Consider the following 18,328-nt stretch of genomic DNA (forward strand, 5'->3'; position numbering starts at 1 on the left):
TCTCATGAAAAGTTTTTCATTACCGTTTCGGGCTGTGCCGCAGCGTTGCTCGAGAGGTCAGGCAAAATAAACGGCTTGACGTTTCGGCTGTCAAGTCGCAAAAGAGAGAAAACCGGCTGCGGGAGAGGAGTTCCGGTTCGGTTTATGAAAACATTTTCATGGAGGAGATGTGCATGTCGAAACTATTTACCGGCGTGAGTGCCCTGGTATTCCTCGTCGCCGCCGGCGCCTCCCAGGCCGAGACCAAGACGATCACTTTCGTGTTCACCGATGACGACCAGGGCTATGTCGAGCGCATGGCCGAACTCAGCAAGGAGTTCGAGGCCGCCCATCCGGACGTGAAGGTCAATTTCGTTTCGTCCGGCTATGATGCCGTGGTCAAGCAATTGCCGGTGCAGCTTGCCGTCGGTGAGGGTCCCGATGTCGCAAAGATCGCCGATTGGCAGCTCGCCCCCTATTATCTCGACATGCGTCCTCATATGAAGGACCCGGAGGGCTTCGCCAAGCTGCATGGGGAAAGCCTCGAGCAGTTGCGCTTGCCGGGCATCAACGATCCGAATTCCATCAACGGCTACGTGGCCTCGCAGACGCTTAACCTGCCCTTCGTCAACAAAACCCTGTTCGAGCAGGCCGGCGAGCCTCTGCCCGGACCGAAGGCAACCTTGAAGGAGATCGTCGAAGCCTCGGCGCGGGTCGCCAAGGCGACCGGCGTTGAGATCCCCTTCACCATGGACCGGTCGGGCCATCGCTTCTCCGGTGGGGCCTTCTCCTACGGGGCAACCTATGTGAAGGACGGCAAGTTCAGCTTCCCCGACGAGGCGGCGAAGAAATATATAGCCGATCTTCACGCCTGGACCGAAGACGGCAGCTTCCCCAAGGAGATGTGGGGCGCGGCCGGCGGCTCGCAGTACAAGAACATGGGTGACGAGTTCGTCAACGGCAATGTGGTGACCTATCTCGCCGGCAACTGGATGGTGAACCCGTTCCAGACCAAGATCGGTGACGCCTTCGACTGGACGGCGATCAATGCGCCCTGCGGCGATGCCGGCTGCTTCGCCATGCCGGGCGGCACCGCGATCGTCGGCTTCAAGCGCACCAAGCACCCCGAAGTGGTGGCCGAGTTCATCGAGTTCCTCGGCTCGGAGAAGATCCAGCGCGAGATCGCCGAGAACTACGTCATCCTGACGGGCGCGGACATCAAGGACACGCAATACAAGCTTTCCAGCGAAGACGCTAAGGCATCCATGGCCGTCTTCCTCGACAACAGGGAGAACGTGCCGGCGGCTGCGCGCGAATTCGAGCGCAAGAAAGGCGGCACCGCCCTTTACCAGCAGATCGTTCAGCGCATGAGCCAGCTGATCGTCGGCGAATTGTCGCTCGAGGAAACCTACAAGGTGCTGGAGGACGACGTGCGCAAGATCAACGACGCCGTCTCGACGCAGTAGGCGGGGCGCCGGACCTGTCCGGCGGCTGGGGAAGCTCTTCCTCCCGGTCCGGTGGCTCGACAGGCTCTCCTTCGGGAAGCTCGTCGGGCCGCGGATCCTTGACCGGCGGGTCGGGAATTCCGAGCGGGGGAACCGGGTTCGGAGGGATGATCCCGGGTCCGGGTCCAGGACCAGGTCCCGGGCCGGGCCGTGGGCCGATCGGGTCGGGTGCCATTATCGAGCCTCCTTCGCTATGATCGCTCAACCCGTTCGTCTCGTGATTGTTTCTGCGAGAGGCTGGCTGGCGTGCGGCCCTTCATCGCCGTTGAAGATTGATATCGCTGGTCGCCACGCGCTTCCCGGAGCCCGGGTCGACATCGATGGTCGTAAGCTGCATGCCGTTCTCTCCCACTTTTCGCAGGACCATGTTCGCGCGGTGATCGCCATTGACGGCCTGCGCCCAGCGGACAGCAAGATTGATCGCGTTCCCGCGGCGCGTACCTGTCAGCTTCGAGCGGCCGCCTTTCGGCCCGACATAGGTGCCGCGATAGCGGTTGCCATCGGCTCTCAGATCCGCGCTGATCGAGCGCGAGACCACGATCAGGCCGCGACACGTGCCTCGCATGGAAAGGGCAGGACCGGCACTTTCGGTGTCGAAGCTGCAGGAAACGTTGATCGGGGCGGAGTCGGCGCGAAGCCGCACGGAACCACGTCCTGTCCAGTCGCCCTCGAGCGAGGCGAGAAAGGCCTGTTCGTCGGCTTGCGCGGCGCCCGCCGCGACGCTCATCATGGCTGCAAGCAGAAGTCTCCGGATCATTCTCCCACACCTCCATTACAGCCGTGCGTCCTTCAGGACGCGCAAAGGACGCTAACTCTTCGAATGACCCATCGTGCCTTCCGAAAATCGGCCCGGCTTTCGGCCCGAAGCGCCACAGCGCTCTGTGACACCGTCGGATGAGGTGGGCCAGCCCGCTTCAGGCAAACGCTCGATCCCCGTCGAGGTTCCGCGGACCGAGCGGAATCCAATCCCCTCTGCAGGACGATCGCTTGTTCAGAAGGCGCTGCGTGTTCGCGGCCTATCCTGCAAATTTCTTCGCGCCGGCAACGCAGGCGACGATCGCGAGCGTAGCGGCGAGCATGGTCCAGCTCACGCTTTCACCGAGGAGAATCGCGGCGATAGCAAGACCGAAGAAGGGCTGTAGCAATTGCAGTTGGCCGACCGCGACGATGCCGCCGAGCGCAAGGCCGCGATACCAGAAGAAAAAACCGACCAGCATGCTGAAGATCGAGACATAGCCGAGACCCATCCAGGAGGCCGCGCTCAATTGTGCGAGGCTCGCGGGCATGGTCAGGAGCATAAGCACGGTCATGAGCGGAAGCGAGAGCACGAGTGCCCAGGAGATCACCTGCCAGCCGCCGAGTTTACGCGACAGGCTTGCCCCTTCGGCATAGCCGAACCCGCAGACGAGGATGGCCGCCAGCATCAGGAGGTCGCCCACCGGTGATGCCGCAAAGCCCTGCCTCACCGCGAAGCCGACGACGATGGCGCTGCCCAGGCCGGAGAACAGCCAGAAGGCCGGACGCGGCCGCTCGCCGCCGCGAACGACGCCAAAGACGGCTGTCGCCACCGGCAGCAGCCCCACGAATACGATGGAGTGGGCGGAGGTGACCTGTTTGAGTGCGAGCGCCGTCAGAAGCGGAAAGCCGACGACGACGCCCAGCGATACCAGCAAGAGCGACAGGAGATCGCCACTCTCCGGTCGCCGTTGCCGGAACGCAAGGAGGAGGAGTCCGGCAAGCGCCCCGGCGATCACTGCGCGGGCGACCGTCAAAAACAGCGGATCGAACTCCATTACGGCCAGCCGGGTCGCCGGCAACGAGCCGCTGAAGACCAGCACGCCCAGAAATCCGTTGATGAAGCCGGTCGTCGTCTTGTCCATGCAACTCTCCATTTTCCTCTCGGGTATCGGGTGAAGTCGCTAGCTCTTCCAGATACAGTACGGTACAGTCTCACCAAACTGTCATGGTCATGGAAGCGGTACGGATGGTGGTCGAGACACTGAACGCAGCAGGCGAGAGCTTGATCGCCAGGGTGATGACGACGGTCAGGAATCGCATTTCCAGCCGAGCCCTGACGCCTGGTGCCAGGTTGCCGTCCATTCGGTCATTCGCAACGAGCATGAAGGTGTCGAAATCTACGGTGGTGGAGGCCTATGAAAGGCTTGCGGCCGAGGGGCTGATCCGCTCGCGGCCGGGCTCCGGTTTCTTCGTCGCTGCACCGCTCGCGCCCCTGTCGCTTGCCGAGATCGGCCCGAAGCTGGAGCGCGAGGTCGATCCCCTCTGGATTTCGCGGCAGGCGCTCGAGGCCGAGGATGCCGTCCTGAAGCCCGGCTGCGGCTGGCTGCCGCCGGGCTGGATGCCGGAGGAGGGCTTGAGGCGTGGCCTGCGGGCGCTTGCCCGCGGCAATGCCGCGACCCTCGTCGATTACGGACCGCCGCTCGGATTGCTGCCGCTGCGCCAGCTTCTCGCCCGCCGCCTGGCGCAGCGTGGCATCGAGGCATCGCCCGAGCAGATCCTTTTGACCGAATCCGGCACGCAGGCGATTGATCTGCTCTGCCGCTTCCTCCTGAAGCCGGGCGACGTCGTGCTCGTCGACGACCCGTGCTATTTCAATTTCCTCGCGCTCCTCAGGGCGCATCAGGCGGAAATCGTCGCAGTTCCCCATACGCCGACGGGACCGGATATTGGCGCCTTCGCCGAGGCGCTTTCCGTGCACCGGCCGCGCCTCTACATTACCAACTCAGCCCTTCATAACCCGACCGGCGCGACGCTGGCGCCGCTCGTTGCCCATCGCCTGCTGAAGCTTGCGGACCAGTCGGGCCTGACCATCATCGAGGACGACATCTTCGCGGATTTCGAAGAGACGCCGGCGCCGCGGCTGGCGGCCTTCGACGGGATCGAGCGGGTCGTGCATATCGGCAGCTTTTCGAAGGCCCTCTCGGCCGCCATGCGCTGCGGATTCGTCGTAGCTCCACGCAACTGGATCGAACCGCTGGCGGATCTCAAGATCGCCACCAGTTTCGGAGGCACGGGCTTTTCTGCGGCGCTCATGCTGACGCTCCTGAAGGACGGCAGCTACCGCAAGCATATGGAAGCCGTACGGGGGCGGCTCGCCCGCGCGATGGCGGAGACCGCGGTGAAACTCGAGCGGATCGGCATAACACCCTGGCTGGAGCCGCAGGCGGGGATGTTTCTGTGGTGCAGGCTGCCGGACGGCATCGACGCGGCCGGCCTTGCGAGAAAGGCGCTTGCGAGGAACATCGTACTTGCCCCCGGCAATGCCTTCAGCCCGGCGCAGACCGCCAGCGGCTTCCTGCGCTTCAACGTCGCCCAGTGCCAGGACGAGCGCCTGTTCAGGGAACTTGCCTCGCTTATGGACTGAGGCGGCCCTCGTCGGAACTCAGTCTTCCTCCACGAAGACCTGCTCGCGTTTGGCCTTGACGGCCGGCAGGAAGACGACCACGAGAACGATCGCGGCGATGGCAAGCAGCGTGGCGCTGATCGGACGGGTGAGGAAGGTAGTCGGGTCGCCGCGCGAGAGGATCATGGCGCGACGCAGGTTTTCTTCCAAAAGCGGCCCGAGCACGAAGCCGAGCAGGAGCGGTGCCGGTTCGCAGCGCAGCTTCAAGAGCACGTAGCCGATCAATCCGAAGAAGGCGACGGCGTAGAGGTCGTAGACGTTGGAGTTGACGCTGTAGACCCCGATGGAACAGAAGGCCATGATGATCGGGAAGAGCACGAAATAGGGCACTTTCAGCAGCTTCACCCAGAGCCCGATGAGTGGCAGGTTGAGGATCACGAGCATCAGGTTGCCGATCCACATTGAGGCGATGATGCCCCAGAAGAGCCGCGGCTGTTCGACGGCGACATTCGGGCCGGGGACGATGCCCTGGATGATCATCGCGCCGATCATCAGCGCCATCACCGGGTTGGCCGGGATGCCGAGGGTCAAGAGCGGAATGAACGAGGTCTGCGCCCCCGCATTATTGGCGCTTTCCGGCCCAGCGACGCCGGCAATGGCGCCGTGGCCGAAATCCTGAGGACGATCCGAGATGCGCTTCTCCACCGTATAGGAGGCAAAGGAGGCGAGAATCGCGCCGCCGCCGGGCAGGATGCCGAGCGCCGAGCCGATCACCGTGCCGCGCACGATCGGCGCGAGCATGCGCTTGAAGTCGTCCCGCGAGAGCATCAGGTCGGTGACCTTGGCCATCAGCACTTCGCGGGTTTTCTCGCTTTCGAGGTTGCGCAGGATTTCGGCGATGCCGAAGACGCCGACGGCGAGCGCCACGAAATTGAGGCCGTCGGCATATTCGCGGATACCGAGGGTGAAGCGCGGCGTGCCGGTATAGATGTCGGTGCCGACGAGGCCGAGCAAAAGCCCGAGCGCGACCATGGCGAGCGCCTTGACGATGGAGCCGTGGGCAAGCGCGACGGAGGAGACGAGGCCGACGATCATCAGCGAGAAATATTCGGCTGCGCCGAACTCCAGCGCAATCGCGGTCAGCGGCGGCGCGAAGATGGCGACGAGGAAGGTTGCGACGGTGCCTGCGAAGAAGGAGCCGAGCGCGGCAATGGCCAGCGCGGCGCCGGCGCGGCCATTGCGGGCCATCTGATAGCCGTCGATGGCGGTGACGGCCGAGGAGGATTCGCCCGGCATGTTGATCAGGATCGCCGTGGTCGAGCCGCCATATTGGGCCCCGTAATAGATGCCGGCCAGCATGATCAGCGAGGAGACGGGCTCCAGCTGAAAAGTGATCGGCAGCAGCATGGCGATGGTGGCGGTGGCGCCGATGCCGGGAAGCACGCCGATGAGCGTGCCGAGCAGCACGCCAATCAGGCAGAACATGAGGTTCGCCGGCGAAGCGGCGGTGGCAAAGCCGAGGGCGAGATTGCTGAAGAGATCCATTGCTTGGGCCTCCTAGAACCGGACCCAGGGGCCGAAGCGTTGGAAGGGAAGTTGCAGTCCGTAGCTGAAGACGAGGACGCAGAAGAGGGTCAGCACCAGCGCCAGCAGCGCCGCCCAGAACACGTTCATCCGGCTTGAGGCAAAGGAGGCGATCAGCGCCGTGAAGAAGATGGCCGGAACGAAGCCGAGACCCCTGACCGTCAGTCCGAAGAAGATCGGCGCGGGCAGGATGAAGAGCATGCCGCGGATTGCGAGCGGGCCTATAGGCTCGCCATGGACGCGGGCCGCTTGAACCAGGATGGCGGTGCCGAGCAGGATCAGCACGGATGAGAGCACGAGCGGAAAATAGCCGGGCCCCATGCGAAAGGCGGTGCCGAGTTCGAGACCGAGCGACTGCCAGGCGAAAAAGACACCCGCTGCCGTGAGGATGCCGCCGCACAGCGCGTTGGTCGTATCGAAGGAGATGGCTTTCATATGGGTCCCCAGTTCGTTCTCGGCCGCCGGCGCTTGCGTGCCGATTTTGGCCTGTCCTCGCATTTGCCGATCCGGCCCCATTGTGCGGGCGGGCCGTTGACGGCTGTCAACATCGCGCGGTCGGACTGTCTTGCCGCCCTTGCGGTCCAGCGGGCGCCGCCGCTTTGAAGGGGTGAGCGGCGGCGGCAAGTCGGTGTGGCGTCAGTCCGCGTATTGGCCGGCGGCCTCGATCACCGGTTTCCAGCGGGCGATTTCGCTTTCGAGCTTGCCTTTCAGCGCCTCCGGGGTCGCCTCGGCCTCGCTCGACGGCTCCGTGCCGAGCTCGGCGAAGCGGGCAATGACGTTTTCGTCCTTGAGCGCCTTCTGCAGCGATTCGGACAGGCGGGCGGTGATCTCCGCCGGCGTGCCCTTCGGTGCATAGATGCCGTGCCATATACCGATTTCGAAGCCCGGCAGGCCGGCTTCGCTCGCCGTCGGCAGGTCGGGGAAGATCGCAAGGCGCTCCGGCGAGGTTACCGCATAGGCCTTGATCGTGCCGCCCTGGATCTGCTTCGTCGTGTTCGTCGTCTGGTCGCACATGATGTCGACCTGGCCTCCGAGCAGGTCGGTCATGGCCGGGCCGGTGCCCTTGTAGGGCACGGTCGTGAGCTGCGTTTCGATAGCGTCCATCAGCAACATGCCGCAGAGATGCGAGGCCGCCCCGATGCCGGCATTGGCGACGGTGACCGTATCCTTGTTGGCCTTGACGTAGTCGATCAGCCCCTGGAGATCCGTGGGCTCGAAATCCTTGCGGGCGACGATCGTCATCGGCACGTCGGTGACGAGGCCGACATATTCGAAGGCGTTCAGCGTGTCATAGGCAAGGTTGCGGTAGAGCGTGGCACTGGTCGCCATGCCGATGTGATAGAGAAGCAGGGTGTAGCCGTCAGGCTCGGCCTCGGCGACCCGGCCCGCGCCAAGCGTCCCGCCGGCGCCGCCGACATTCTCGACGATGATCTGCTGGCCGAGATCCTTCGACATGGATTCGGCAACGAGGCGCGCGACCGTATCGGTCGGGCCGCCGGCCGAGAAGGGCACCACCATGGTGATCGTGCGCTCCGGATAGGTTTGGGCGCCGGCAGATGCGGCAAAGAGCGAAATGGCAGCAACGGCGCCCAGAAGCGCGTTCTGGATTTTCATGTTTTCCTCCCGTGATCGTGTCCGCCAGCCGGCGTGGCTCCTCCCGCGCCGGTCTGGATGCACCCATGACAGCGCCGCGCGTCTTTTCAGGCGCGCAACGGTCGCTGTAAATATTTGCATCGAGGCATCGGTTCCGATTTTCGGGCCGATGCGCTGGCGAACGATATTACCATAGAAAACCGCACTTTACGCTCATCTCGCGCAATTCCGCGCCGTCGAGCGTAGCAGGGTGAATTTCCAGCCTCAGAGCCCGGTGCGCCGTTTGAGATACTCTATTTCCGCATCCGTCAGCGGGCGACTTGCCCCCTTGGGCAGGTCGCCAAGGGCGATCTCGCCGATCGAGACCCTCAAGAGGCGAAGGCATTCGAAGCCGAGGGACTCGAGCATGCGACGGATCTGGCGATTGCGCCCTTCCTTGAGCTCCACCTCGATCCAGCTGTTGCGCTCGCCGCTCCTCAATCGACGGACCTGTGTGGCTTTCAGCAATTCGCCGCCCTCGCTCACCCCCTCTGTCATCGCCTGCGCCATGGCCGGGTCGAACTGGCCGCGCACCTGGACGTGGTAGACCTTGTCGAGATGGCTTTCGGGATCGAGCAGGCGCTGGGCAAGCACTGTGTCGTTGGTGAAAAGCAGAAGCCCCTCGCTCGCCTTGTCGAGCCGGCCGACCGGGGAGAGGAAGCGGGCCTCGCGCCGGTCGAGACCGTCGAACACAGTCGGACGCCCCTCCGGGTCGTCGCGGGTCGTCACGAGGCCGCGCGGCTTGTTCAGCATCAGATAGACCTTGGCTTCCGGCGCGATCGCCACCCCGTCGACGGCGATCCTGTCTTTCTCGATGTCGACCCAGCGGGACAGTTCCGTGGTACTCTGCCCGGCGACGCTGACGCGACCCTCTTCAATCAGCCTCGCGGCCTGGGTGCGTGAGCAATAGCCGAGCTTCGAGAGCGCGCGCGCGAGCGTCACGCGCTTGCCGGCCCGATCGCCGTCTTGCGCGTCTCTGCCTTGCTTCATCGCAGGTGGGCGGCGCCCTTTCACCCGTTCGTTCTCCGCATCCAATCGTCCTCGTCCATCTGGCACAATCCGCGACCGGGGGCCAGAGAGGAATGCGTGCTATCGATCCGGCGAACGCCTCCACAGGCGCCGGAAATCCGGCATTGGGGCGAGGCGGCAAAACCCATAGTAAAAATTTACTGAAAATATTGCCTCCGCCGAAATTTTGAGAAATACTCCGCCTCCGGGACGTGAGGACCGTCTCGGGGACCGAATCTTGGGAGGAGTTAATGGACAAACTGGTGCGTACCCATCTGCCGCGTATCGCCGGCCTCGCCGTGGCGGGCGCGAGTCTCTTGGCCGTGAGCGCGGCGCAAGCGAAGGAAATCACCATCTGGTGCTGGGATCCGAACTTCAACGTCGCCATCATGAAGGAGGCCGGTGCGCGCTATACCAAGGCGCACCCGGACGTCACCTTCAATGTCGTTGACTTCGCCAAGGCCGACGTCGAGCAGAAGCTGCAGACGGGTCTCGCTTCCGGTACGGCCGACGCGCTCCCCGATATCGTGCTCATCGAGGACTACGGCGCGCAGAAATATCTCCAATCCTTCCCGGGTGCCTTCGCGCCGCTCTCCGGCACCGTCGACTATTCCGGTTTCGCACCCTACAAGGTCGAGGTGATGACCCTCGACGGGCAGGTCTACGGCATGCCCTTCGATTCCGGTGTCACCGGGCTTTACTACCGCAAGGATTATCTCGAGCAGGCCGGCTTCAAGCCGGAGGACATGCAGAACATCACCTGGGACCGCTTCATCGAGATCGGCCAGGAGGTCGAGGCCAAGACCGGCAAGAAGATGATGGGCCTCGACCCCAACGATGCCGGGCTTGTCCGCATTATGACGCAGTCGGCCGGGCAATGGTATTTCGACAAGGAGGGCAAGCCGAACATCACCGGCAACGCCGCGCTGAAGGCGGCGCTGGAGACGGTCGGCAAGATCATGTCCGCCAATATCTACAAACCGGCCAATGGCTGGTCCGACTGGGTCGGCACCTTCACCTCCGGCGATGTCGCGACGGTCGTCACCGGCGTGTGGATCACCGGCACCGTCAAGGCCCAGCCGGACCAGGCCGGCAAATGGGGCGTTGCGCCGATCCCGGCTCTTTCCGTCGAAGGTGCCACTCATGCTTCGAACCTCGGCGGATCGAGCTGGTATGTGCTTGAAAGCTCCGAGGAGAAGGCTGAGGCCATCGACTTCCTCAATGAAATCTATGGCAAGGACATCGATTTCTACCAGACGATTCTGCAGGATCGCGGCGCCGTCGGCACGCTGCTCGCCGCCCGCGGCGGCGCTGCCTACGAGGAGGCCGATGCCTTCTTCGGCGGGGAGAAGGTCTGGCAGAACTTCTCCGACTGGCTGGCGAAGGTGCCTTCGGTGAATTACGGCATCTTCACCAACGAGGCCGATCTCGCGGTGACCGCGCAATTGCCGGCGCTGTCGCAGGGCACTCCTGTGGATGAAGTGCTGCAGGCGATCGACGCCGAGATCGCCGGGCAGATCCAGTAATCGAGCCGGTCGGTTGCGACCGCTTCCCGGCCGTGGCGATGCGAGCCACGGCCAATGATCTCCTATGTTCATGAGGTTGACGATGGCTCACCCGCGCCGCGGCGGCATCGGCCGGTATTATGACGTCAATGGCTGGCTCTTCGTCGCGCCGGCGCTCGGGCTGATCGCCATTTTCATGGTCTACCCGATCCTCTGGTCGCTCTGGATGTCCTTCCAGTCCGGCCGCGGCATGATGATGAAGTTCGCCGGTTTCGCCAATATCGTTCGCCTCGGGAACGATCCGATCTTCATCAAGGCACTGACCAACACCATGACCTATTTCGTGGTGCAGGTGCCGATCATGATCCTGCTGGCGCTGATCCTGGCGTCGCTGCTCAACAATCCGCGCCTCATCGGCCGCGGCCTGTTCCGGACCGCGATCTTTCTGCCCTGCGTCACCTCGCTCGTGGCCTATTCCGTGCTTTTCAAGGGCATGTTCGCCCCCGACGGCATCGTCAATTCGACGCTCCAGGCGATCGGCGTCATTGCCTCGCCCATTCCGTGGCTGACAAACCCTTTCTGGGCGAAGACGCTGGTCATCATCGCGATCACCTGGCGCTGGACCGGATACAACATGATCTTCTATCTGGCCGCCCTGCAGAACATCGACAAATCGATCTACGAGGTTGCCCGCATCGACGGTGTTCCGGCCTGGGCGCGCTTCACCCACATCACCATTCCGCTCCTGAAACCGGTGATCCTCTTCACGACGGTGATCTCGACGATCGGCACGCTGCAGCTCTTCGACGAGGTCTACAACCTGACCGAGGGCAAGGGCGGCCCCTCCAATGCGACGCTGACGCTCTCGCTCTATATCTACAATCTGACCTTCCGTTACATGCCGAGTTTCGGTTACGCGGCGACGGTCTCCTACGTCATCGTCGTGCTCGTGGCCCTTCTCGCCTCCCTGCAGTTCTTCCTGGCACGGGAGCGCGACCGATGAGGACGAAATCCACGAACGTACTTCCCGCGATCGTCACCTATGGCTTCGTCGGGCTGATGGCTTTCCTCTCCGTCTTCCCGTTCATCTGGATGGTGATCGGCGCCACCAATGCGTCGATCGACATCATGAAAGGCAAGATGCTGCCGGGTGAAGCGCTGGCGACCAATGTCGCCAACTTCTTCACGCTGGTGAACGTGCCGCTCGTCTTCTGGAATTCAGCGAAGGTCGCCATTCTCGCGACGGTGCTGACGCTCGCCGTCTCGTCGCTCGCCGGCTACGGTTTCGAGATCTTCCGCTCGCGCCAGCGCGAACGGCTCTACAGCGCCATGCTGCTGACGCTGATGATCCCGTTCGCAGCGCTGATGATCCCGCTCTTCATCATGATGGGGAAGGCGGGTCTCATCAACACCCATCTCGCCGTGGTGCTGCCGACGATCGGCTCGGCCTTCGTCGTCTTCTATTTCCGCCAGAGCACCAAGGCGTTTCCGTCGGAACTGCGCGACGCCGCGAAGGTCGACGGACTCAAGGAGTGGCAGATCTTTCTCTATATCTACGTGCCGGTGATGCGTTCCACCTATGCGGCGGCCTTCATCATCGTCTTCATGACCGCCTGGAACAATTATCTCTGGCCGCTGATCGTCCTGCAGTCCAACGAGACCAAGACGATCACCCTGGTCATCTCCTCGCTCGCTTCGGCCTACTATCCCGATTACGGCGTCGTGATGGTCGGCACGATCCTCGCGACGCTGCCGACGCTTGCCGTCTTCTTTCTCATGCAACGCCAGTTCGTCCAGGGCATGCTGGGCTCAGTCAAATAGGAACGATGATGCGCTCTGTTACTTCCCTCAACAATTCATGGGTCTTCTCGGAAGGCTTCGCGGACGCCGGCACGCTCAGGAGCGGGGAGCCGGTAAGCCTGCCGCACAATGCGGTCGAACTGCCCTTCAACTATTTCGACGAGACGTGCTACCAGCGCGCCTTCACCTATCAGAAGGTGCTTGCCTGGCGTCCGGAATACGAGGCCCGAGAGGTCTCGCTCGTCTTCGATGCGGCGATGGCCGACGCCGTCGTCTATCTGAACGGCGAGGAACTCGTCGCCCACAAGGACGGCTACACGCCTTTCGAGGTGCGACTGACAGGACGGCTGCGTAGCGGCGACAATCTGATCACCGTCAAGATCGACGGCAGCGAGAATCCGCAGATCCCGCCCTTCGGCGGCCGGATCGATTATCTCACCTATGCCGGTATCTATCGCGACGTGTGGCTCAAAGTCACTGACGCGGTATCGATCGCCAATATCAAGATCGAAGCCCGCGACGTCTTGAGTGAAACGAAGTCGGTCTCCGTCCGCTGCGATCTCGCCAATCCGCAGGGTCTGAGCGTTGCGGGCACGGTAACGGCGCTCCTCCGGGACGCCAAGGGCGAATTGCTGGCCGAGGCGGTCGGCGAGACTCGGGGCGAGAGCGTTACGCTCGATATCACGGGCCTCACGGGAGTTTCGCTCTGGGATGTCGACGATCCGGCGCTCTACCAGATGGAAGTCCAGCTCAGGACCGACCAGGGCCGCGACCTCCAGGCTACATACTTCGGCTTCCGCACGGCGGAATTCACTGCCGAAGGCTTCCGCCTCAATGGCCGGCCGTTGAAGATCCGCGGCCTCAATCGCCACCAGGCCTTTCCCTATGTCGGCTATGCCATGGGCCGCACCGCGCAGGAGCGCGACGCGGAAATCCTCAAGCACACGCTCCACTGCAATCTGGTGCGCACCTCGCATTATCCGCAGTCGAAATGGTTCCTCGACCATTGCGACCGGATCGGCCTGCTCGTCTTCGAGGAGATACCCGGCTGGCAGCATATCGGCGGCGAGGAATGGAAGCAGGAGGCGATCCGCAATGTTCGTCGGATGATCGAGCGCGACTGGAACCACCCGTCGATCGTCATCTGGGGCGTGCGCATCAACGAATCCCAGGACTTGCACGACTTCTATGTCGAGACCAACCGCTTGGCCCGCGAACTCGACTCGACGCGGCAGACCGGCGGCGTGCGCTACATCACCGACAGCGAATTCCTCGAGGACGTCTACACCATGAACGACTTCATCCTCGGCAACGAGGAATTGCCGGGCTCCAATCGCCCGCGCACGCCCTTGCGCCCGCAGCAGGAATGTACCGGGCTTTCCCGGAAGGTGCCCTATCTCATCACCGAATTCGGCGGCCACATGTATCCGACGAAGATCTACGACCAGGAGCAGCGCCAGGCCGAACATGTGCGCCGGCACCTGGAAGTGCTGAACGCTGCCCATGGCGATCCGAGCATTTCCGGCGCGATCGGCTGGTGCATGTTCGACTACAACACCCACAAGGATTTCGGCTCCGGCGATCGGATCTGCTATCACGGCGTCATGGACATGTTCCGCGAACCGAAATTCGCCGCTTACGTTTATGCGAGCCAGTGCGACCCTTCGGAGGAAGTGGTGATGAAGCCGGTGACCTTCTGGGCGCGCGGCGAGCGCAATATCGGCGGCGTGCTGCCCTTGATCGTGCTCACCAATTGCGACGAGGTCGAGCTGAAATATGGCGCGCTCACGAAGCGCGTCAGGCCGGACCGCGAGAACTTCCCGCACCTGCCGCATCCACCTGTCGTCATTGACCATCGCCACTTCACAAAGGACGAGCTCGGCGTCTGGGGCATGAAGTGGGAAAGCGCTGAATTCACCGGTTTCCTGGCCGGTAAGACGGTCGCCAACCTCCGCATGGTCGCCGATCCGGTGCCGATGACGCTGAAGCTTCAGGCGGATAGCGCCGCGATCCGCGCCGAGGGCCGCGACAGCGTCCGCGTGATCGTCCGCGCGCTCGACCAGGTCGACAATGTCCTGCCCTTTCTGAACGACGCCATCGATGTATCGGTGCAGGGGCCGGCGCGCCTGATCGGTCCGAGCCGGCTCGTCTTGCAGGGCGGCTCGACCGGCTTCTGGCTGGAGTCGACGGGAACCGCGGGCGAAATCCTGGTGACCGTCACCTCATCGCGTCTGGGTACGACAAAGATCAAGCTTTCCGCCGTGGTCGAAGGAGCGGCCGGGGCATGAGCGAACTGCAACTCACCGATGTCCGCAAGTCCTATGGCGGACTCGAAGTCATCAAAGGTGTCAATCTCGACATCAGGTCGGGCGAGTTCGTCGTCTTTGTCGGACCGTCCGGCTGCGGCAAGTCGACCCTGCTTCGCATGATCGCCGGGCTCGAGGAGATCACCTCCGGCGACCTCACGATCGACGACATCCGGATGAACGATGTCGACCCGTCGAAACGCGGCATTGCCATGGTCTTCCAGTCCTATGCGCTCTATCCGCACATGACGGTGCGGGAAAACATGGGCTTTGCCTTGCGTTTTGCCGGTGTCCCCAAACCCGAGATCGAGAAGCGCGTGAAGGAAGCGGCCAGCATCCTGGAGCTCGAGCCGCTGCTCGACCGGAAGCCGAAGCAGCTCTCCGGCGGACAGCGCCAGCGCGTGGCGATCGGTCGGGCGATCGTCCGCCACCCGAAGATCTTCCTCTTTGACGAGCCGCTTTCAAACCTCGATGCGGAGCTGCGCGTCCATATGCGCATCGAGATCGCAAGGCTGCACAAACAGCTTGCTGCGACGATCATTTACGTGACTCACGATCAGGTCGAGGCGATGACGCTTGCCGACAAGATCGTCGTCTTGCGCAGCGGCGTGGTGGAGCAGGTCGGCTCTCCGCTCGAACTCTATGACGATCCCGCCAATCTCTTTGTTGCGGGATTTATCGGCTCACCGAAGATGAATTTCCTGAAGGGCGTCATCGAGACCGGCGGGGACGGGCAGGCCTATGCACGGCTGCCGGACCATGGCGATGTGAGAATCACCGTCAGCCCGAAGGGCATGGCAGAGGGCATGCCGGTGACGATCGGCATCCGACCCGAGCATTTTAAGGAGGATGGTTCGGCTAGCCTCGACCTGACGATCGACATGCTCGAGCATCTCGGCGGCGAAACCTTCGCCTATGCCCGCCATGGCAAGAGCGAATTGATCGTGATCGAGACGAAGAACGGTCGGAGTCTCAAATCCGGCGATCGCATCGCGGCGCGATTTGACCCGGCTTGCGCGCTGGTGTTTGACGAGCGTGGAAAGAGGTTGCGGTAGAGCGGACCGTATCGGCGGCCACGCCGATCCTGTCTTGTCCCGAGATATACGTTTCCGCTTCCAATTGAGTGCGATGCCTCGCTCATTGCGGACGGCGGACGGGGTGAAGCCCCAGAGCTGTTCTTACCCGAAGGGACGGATGGGGGATCGCTCCGGGGCTCCGAAATGGTCCGATCAGCGACGACGGCTATCGGACCTGGACTCGCGAGAGTTTGTCCGGCTGTTCGCAAATTCGCTCGGGCAATTGTTGTTGGCCGCGGGCATTTGTCGAAGCCGCTTTTTTACAAGCTGTCCGTTTCGGCCCTCTCGGAACTTTGTGAGTCTCGCGGGCGGGTCGAGGAAAGTTACCAGCAGGAAGCCAACAGGCACGAGCAGGTAGGCCGGAATACCTGTGCTGGCGCTTGCAAGAAACGCAGTCGCCATGGCGATCGCAATGTAGACAGCGAATGCCAGCGGGCTGGCGAGCAGCCGAAAGGCGAAATCGGAAGAGCGATATTTCCGTTCGCTGATCGAGAAAGCCATTGCGGGAACTCCCAAATAGAACCTGCGTTCATCTTTGGCCGTTGCCCCCTCGGCGCTGATTTGCACCATATGGAACGGGCCAGCTGTTTGGCAACGACCCTAAGACCTTTGAATGAGCAGATCGGACTAAGGTCCTACACGCCACAGTTGTTCTTGAGATCTCGTCGCGGCGACCCGGCGGCGAATTCCCATCGCGGGGAGTAGGGAAGACCGTTGAGCGTACACCGACGCCAAGGAACGGTGCATCCGATAGGCTGAGCGACGGTCTTTTGCAGCGCGCTGCGCGTCTTTTCAGACGCGCAAAGGGCCCTGTAACTCTTTGAACCTGCGCACCGCGCTTTCCGAAAATCGAGTGCGATTTTCGGGCCGATGCGCGAGCGGGTTCCCGCGCTGGACCACCGGGCGGCACGGCTCGGAATAGATGGGCGGTAGCGTTGGTTCCGACAGGAGAAGGCCCTGAACGTGGGTCGCTCCGGCAATCTTGGCGGCGTCGAGTTGCTCGTATGTTTCGATCCCTTCGATCACTATCACCGATGCCGAGCGGGATGCGCGGGCGACGATGTGGCGGAGCATGGGCGCGGCGTCGCCCCGGCCATGCCATGCCAAAGATGCATCGATCTTGACAATGTCGACGGGGAAGGACGGGAGCGTGCGGGCGATCGCGTGTTCGGTTCCGAACGCCTCCATCGCGATCCGGTACCCCAGGGCGCGGGCGTTCTGGAGCATCGCGGCCGAATGTGTCTTCAACCCAACGCTTCCCGTGACTTCGAGAATCATGCGCCGCGCCACAGCTCGGTGCTTGAAGAGCAATTCGTATAACGTCGCCGAGCTGTGCTTGTCGGCCAGACTCGAAGCCTGGATGTCGCAACCCAGCACACAGGACGGGTGACGGGCCAGCCAGTCCAATGCGAGTTGCAGGAGGTACCGGTCGAAGGCTGGGCTGCCCGAAATCTCGGGCATTGCCAAGAGCTCTTCACTGGTTCGGATCGTGCCGTCGGGCTCGGTGAACCTGCCCAGACACTCCGAATAGAGGACCTTTGCGAGGTCGTCGACCGCGTTGATCTGCTGCAGGGAAAACCCGATCCGTTCTTGCTGCATCGCCTGCGGCGCGACGCCGCCTGCGAGGTCGAGTTTCTCTGCATTCATAGGTCGACCTCTTTCGTTCAGCTCCACCGGCGGCGTCCAATCGTCGAGTGGTCAGGGTCACTCCGACGCTTCGAGGTCGGTCTCCGCAGGTTCTGGAAGCGTTTCGCGAATCTGGTCGATCTTGCCGACTGCAGGTCCGACGCCAAGGATATCCTTGGCTTCGAGGAGCGCATCGTCGGTCACAACGCCTCCTTTGGTGAAACTCTCCAGTGCCTCCCGCAGCGCCTCGTCGCTGAGCGCCGGATCTGTCGGTAAAGCGTCGGGACCGAACTCGGCCTCGAACGCGGCATAAGAAATCACATAGGCAGAGATCGCCGCCATGCGGGGATCATTGGAGTTGAGATAGGCGTGGTAATTTCTCTTCAGCGAACTCAGCCCGGCGGTGTCGCTCTTGACGTTCTTCGGCTTGATCGTCGCAACGCTTCCTGTTTTCGGGACCTTCGCGGATTTGATCGTCTTCTTGGTCTTGGTGCCCCGCGTGAAAAGCGACTTCAGGACATCGCCGGCGCCTCGATTGGTCTTGCTTGCCTTGTCCTGTTTGCCGCTGGTGGAATGCCCCTTGCCGTGGCTCCCTCCATTGCCATTGCCATTGCCATTCCCTCCGCCGTTGCCATTGCCACCGCCGCCGCCATTTCCGCCTTTGGCGAAAGCAACGTCGGCAGTGCCGAAAGCAATACTTGCCATGGGAGCAAGCGTGATGGCCAGGGCAACGACGCTCCGTCCGACTGTTCTGGAAAGACTCATGTTGGCCTCCTCTCGAATCGTTGCCTCTCCGGCGAGGCAAGGGCAGACTTGATCCAGTGCGACGGTAGCTCGCGGGATACCAAGGCGCCATGGCACTCGGACCATTGCCTTGATCAGTAGGACTTAGGTCGCATCGGCCGTCCGGAAAAAGGTCCGATCCGCCACACGAAGCATGGCATGC

17 protein-coding genes are annotated in these 18,328 nt (G+C 62.6%); 7 read left to right on the forward strand and 10 right to left on the reverse strand.

Annotated elements, in window-relative coordinates:
• Window positions 1-173: 173 nt before the first annotated feature.
• Window positions 174-1,445, forward strand: a complete 1,272-nt coding sequence (locus SJ05684_RS18160) for an ABC transporter substrate-binding protein (protein ID WP_034856105.1) — start codon at window positions 174-176, stop codon at window positions 1,443-1,445.
• Window positions 1,446-1,740: 295 nt separating this feature from the next.
• Here SJ05684_RS18160 and SJ05684_RS18170 read toward each other — a convergent pair whose 3' ends face one another.
• The 3 genes from SJ05684_RS18170 to SJ05684_RS30470 form a co-directional block, all read right to left on the reverse strand.
• Entirely contained in the window at window positions 1,741-2,241 is a 501-nt protein-coding gene (locus SJ05684_RS18170; RefSeq protein ID WP_034856063.1) for a hypothetical protein, read from the reverse strand.
• A gap of 259 nt (window positions 2,242-2,500) precedes the next feature.
• Window positions 2,501-3,364, reverse strand: coding sequence for a DMT family transporter (locus SJ05684_RS18175; protein ID WP_034856060.1), 864 nt, complete (start codon window positions 3,362-3,364; stop codon window positions 2,501-2,503).
• A gap of 70 nt (window positions 3,365-3,434) precedes the next feature.
• Window positions 3,435-3,584 carry a hypothetical protein gene (locus SJ05684_RS30470; protein ID WP_244938038.1) on the reverse strand — a complete coding sequence of 50 codons (150 nt, stop codon included), beginning with the start codon at window positions 3,582-3,584 and terminating at the stop codon, window positions 3,435-3,437.
• Between SJ05684_RS30470 and SJ05684_RS18180 the strand changes: the two genes are divergently transcribed.
• A complete protein-coding gene (locus SJ05684_RS18180) occupies window positions 3,520-4,866 on the forward strand; it encodes an aminotransferase-like domain-containing protein (RefSeq protein WP_244938037.1) in 1,347 nt (448 codons plus the stop codon). The two genes, SJ05684_RS30470 and SJ05684_RS18180, sit on opposite strands and share 65 nt — an antisense overlap.
• Window positions 4,867-4,884: 18 nt before the next feature.
• Here the strand turns inward: SJ05684_RS18180 and SJ05684_RS18185 are convergent, their stop codons facing one another.
• From SJ05684_RS18185 to SJ05684_RS18200, 4 genes are all read right to left on the reverse strand, one after another.
• Window positions 4,885-6,390: a tripartite tricarboxylate transporter permease gene (locus SJ05684_RS18185; protein ID WP_034856056.1), complete on the reverse strand. Its 1,506-nt coding sequence runs from the start codon at window positions 6,388-6,390 to the stop codon at window positions 4,885-4,887.
• Between the two features lie 12 nt (window positions 6,391-6,402).
• Window positions 6,403-6,864 carry a tripartite tricarboxylate transporter TctB family protein gene (locus SJ05684_RS18190; RefSeq protein ID WP_034856055.1) on the reverse strand — a complete coding sequence of 154 codons (462 nt, stop codon included), beginning with the start codon at window positions 6,862-6,864 and terminating at the stop codon, window positions 6,403-6,405.
• A 201-nt stretch (window positions 6,865-7,065) separates the two neighbouring features.
• Window positions 7,066-8,043: a tripartite tricarboxylate transporter substrate binding protein BugD gene (locus tag SJ05684_RS18195; RefSeq protein WP_034856053.1), complete on the reverse strand. Its 978-nt coding sequence runs from the start codon at window positions 8,041-8,043 to the stop codon at window positions 7,066-7,068.
• 243 nt (window positions 8,044-8,286) lie between these two features.
• On the reverse strand, window positions 8,287-9,075 hold the full coding sequence (locus SJ05684_RS18200; RefSeq protein WP_034856104.1) for a pseudouridine synthase: 789 nt from the start codon (window positions 9,073-9,075) through the stop codon (window positions 8,287-8,289).
• Between the two features lie 245 nt (window positions 9,076-9,320).
• Here SJ05684_RS18200 and SJ05684_RS18205 point away from each other — a divergent pair, with 245 nt between their 5' ends.
• The 5 genes from SJ05684_RS18205 to SJ05684_RS18225 all read left to right on the forward strand — a co-directional run bounded on the left by SJ05684_RS18205 (window position 9,321) and on the right by SJ05684_RS18225 (window position 15,735).
• The gene (locus SJ05684_RS18205) at window positions 9,321-10,595 is read left to right on the forward strand and encodes an ABC transporter substrate-binding protein (protein WP_034856052.1); all 1,275 of its coding nucleotides are present in this window, start codon (window positions 9,321-9,323) and stop codon (window positions 10,593-10,595) included.
• A gap of 82 nt (window positions 10,596-10,677) precedes the next feature.
• Window positions 10,678-11,577: a carbohydrate ABC transporter permease gene (locus SJ05684_RS18210; RefSeq protein WP_034856049.1), complete on the forward strand. Its 900-nt coding sequence runs from the start codon at window positions 10,678-10,680 to the stop codon at window positions 11,575-11,577.
• Window positions 11,574-12,395 (forward strand): carbohydrate ABC transporter permease, encoded by an 822-nt coding sequence (locus tag SJ05684_RS18215; protein WP_050980062.1) that lies wholly within the window; start codon window positions 11,574-11,576, stop codon window positions 12,393-12,395. Before SJ05684_RS18210 ends, SJ05684_RS18215 begins: the two co-directional genes overlap by 4 nt.
• An 8-nt stretch (window positions 12,396-12,403) precedes the next feature.
• Entirely contained in the window at window positions 12,404-14,662 is a 2,259-nt protein-coding gene (locus tag SJ05684_RS18220; RefSeq protein ID WP_034856100.1) for a glycoside hydrolase family 2 protein, read from the forward strand.
• The gene (locus SJ05684_RS18225; RefSeq protein WP_034856047.1) at window positions 14,659-15,735 is read left to right on the forward strand and encodes an ABC transporter ATP-binding protein; all 1,077 of its coding nucleotides are present in this window, start codon (window positions 14,659-14,661) and stop codon (window positions 15,733-15,735) included. The genes SJ05684_RS18220 and SJ05684_RS18225 overlap by 4 nt, the downstream gene beginning before the upstream one ends.
• Window positions 15,736-15,909: 174 nt before the next feature.
• On the opposite strand, the gene SJ05684_RS18230 is transcribed toward SJ05684_RS18225, so the two are convergent.
• The 3 genes from SJ05684_RS18230 to SJ05684_RS18240 form a co-directional block, all read right to left on the reverse strand.
• The gene (locus SJ05684_RS18230) at window positions 15,910-16,326 is read right to left on the reverse strand and encodes a hypothetical protein (RefSeq protein ID WP_157211984.1); all 417 of its coding nucleotides are present in this window, start codon (window positions 16,324-16,326) and stop codon (window positions 15,910-15,912) included.
• Between the two features lie 222 nt (window positions 16,327-16,548).
• On the reverse strand, window positions 16,549-17,403 hold the full coding sequence (locus SJ05684_RS18235) for an EAL domain-containing protein (protein ID WP_085939099.1): 855 nt from the start codon (window positions 17,401-17,403) through the stop codon (window positions 16,549-16,551).
• 57 nt (window positions 17,404-17,460) lie between these two features.
• Window positions 17,461-18,147 (reverse strand): hypothetical protein, encoded by a 687-nt coding sequence (locus SJ05684_RS18240; protein WP_034856044.1) that lies wholly within the window; start codon window positions 18,145-18,147, stop codon window positions 17,461-17,463.
• Between the last annotated feature and the right edge of the window lie 181 nt (window positions 18,148-18,328).

This window comes from Sinorhizobium sojae CCBAU 05684 (assembly GCF_002288525.1).
Taxonomy (GTDB): domain Bacteria; phylum Pseudomonadota; class Alphaproteobacteria; order Rhizobiales; family Rhizobiaceae; genus Sinorhizobium; species Sinorhizobium sojae.

Excerpts from the sequence above, each read along its gene's own strand:
- SJ05684_RS18160 (WP_034856105.1), top strand. The coding sequence starts at position 174 with ATGTCGAAACTATTTACCGGCGTGAGTGCCCTGGTATTCCTCGTCGCC.
- SJ05684_RS18170 (WP_034856063.1), bottom strand. The coding sequence starts at position 2,241 with ATGATCCGGAGACTTCTGCTTGCAGCCATGATGAGCGTCGCGGCGGGC.
- SJ05684_RS18175 (WP_034856060.1), bottom strand. The coding sequence starts at position 3,364 with ATGGACAAGACGACGACCGGCTTCATCAACGGATTTCTGGGCGTGCTG.
- SJ05684_RS18180 (WP_244938037.1), top strand. The coding sequence starts at position 3,520 with ATGACGACGGTCAGGAATCGCATTTCCAGCCGAGCCCTGACGCCTGGT.
- SJ05684_RS30470 (WP_244938038.1), bottom strand. The coding sequence starts at position 3,584 with ATGGACGGCAACCTGGCACCAGGCGTCAGGGCTCGGCTGGAAATGCGA.
- SJ05684_RS18185 (WP_034856056.1), bottom strand. The coding sequence starts at position 6,390 with ATGGATCTCTTCAGCAATCTCGCCCTCGGCTTTGCCACCGCCGCTTCG.
- SJ05684_RS18190 (WP_034856055.1), bottom strand. The coding sequence starts at position 6,864 with ATGAAAGCCATCTCCTTCGATACGACCAACGCGCTGTGCGGCGGCATC.
- SJ05684_RS18195 (WP_034856053.1), bottom strand. The coding sequence starts at position 8,043 with ATGAAAATCCAGAACGCGCTTCTGGGCGCCGTTGCTGCCATTTCGCTC.
- SJ05684_RS18205 (WP_034856052.1), top strand. The coding sequence starts at position 9,321 with ATGGACAAACTGGTGCGTACCCATCTGCCGCGTATCGCCGGCCTCGCC.
- SJ05684_RS18210 (WP_034856049.1), top strand. The coding sequence starts at position 10,678 with ATGGCTCACCCGCGCCGCGGCGGCATCGGCCGGTATTATGACGTCAAT.
- SJ05684_RS18215 (WP_050980062.1), top strand. The coding sequence starts at position 11,574 with ATGAGGACGAAATCCACGAACGTACTTCCCGCGATCGTCACCTATGGC.
- SJ05684_RS18220 (WP_034856100.1), top strand. The coding sequence starts at position 12,404 with ATGCGCTCTGTTACTTCCCTCAACAATTCATGGGTCTTCTCGGAAGGC.
- SJ05684_RS18225 (WP_034856047.1), top strand. The coding sequence starts at position 14,659 with ATGAGCGAACTGCAACTCACCGATGTCCGCAAGTCCTATGGCGGACTC.
- SJ05684_RS18230 (WP_157211984.1), bottom strand. The coding sequence starts at position 16,326 with ATGGTGCAAATCAGCGCCGAGGGGGCAACGGCCAAAGATGAACGCAGG.
- SJ05684_RS18235 (WP_085939099.1), bottom strand. The coding sequence starts at position 17,403 with ATGAATGCAGAGAAACTCGACCTCGCAGGCGGCGTCGCGCCGCAGGCG.
- SJ05684_RS18240 (WP_034856044.1), bottom strand. The coding sequence starts at position 18,147 with ATGAGTCTTTCCAGAACAGTCGGACGGAGCGTCGTTGCCCTGGCCATC.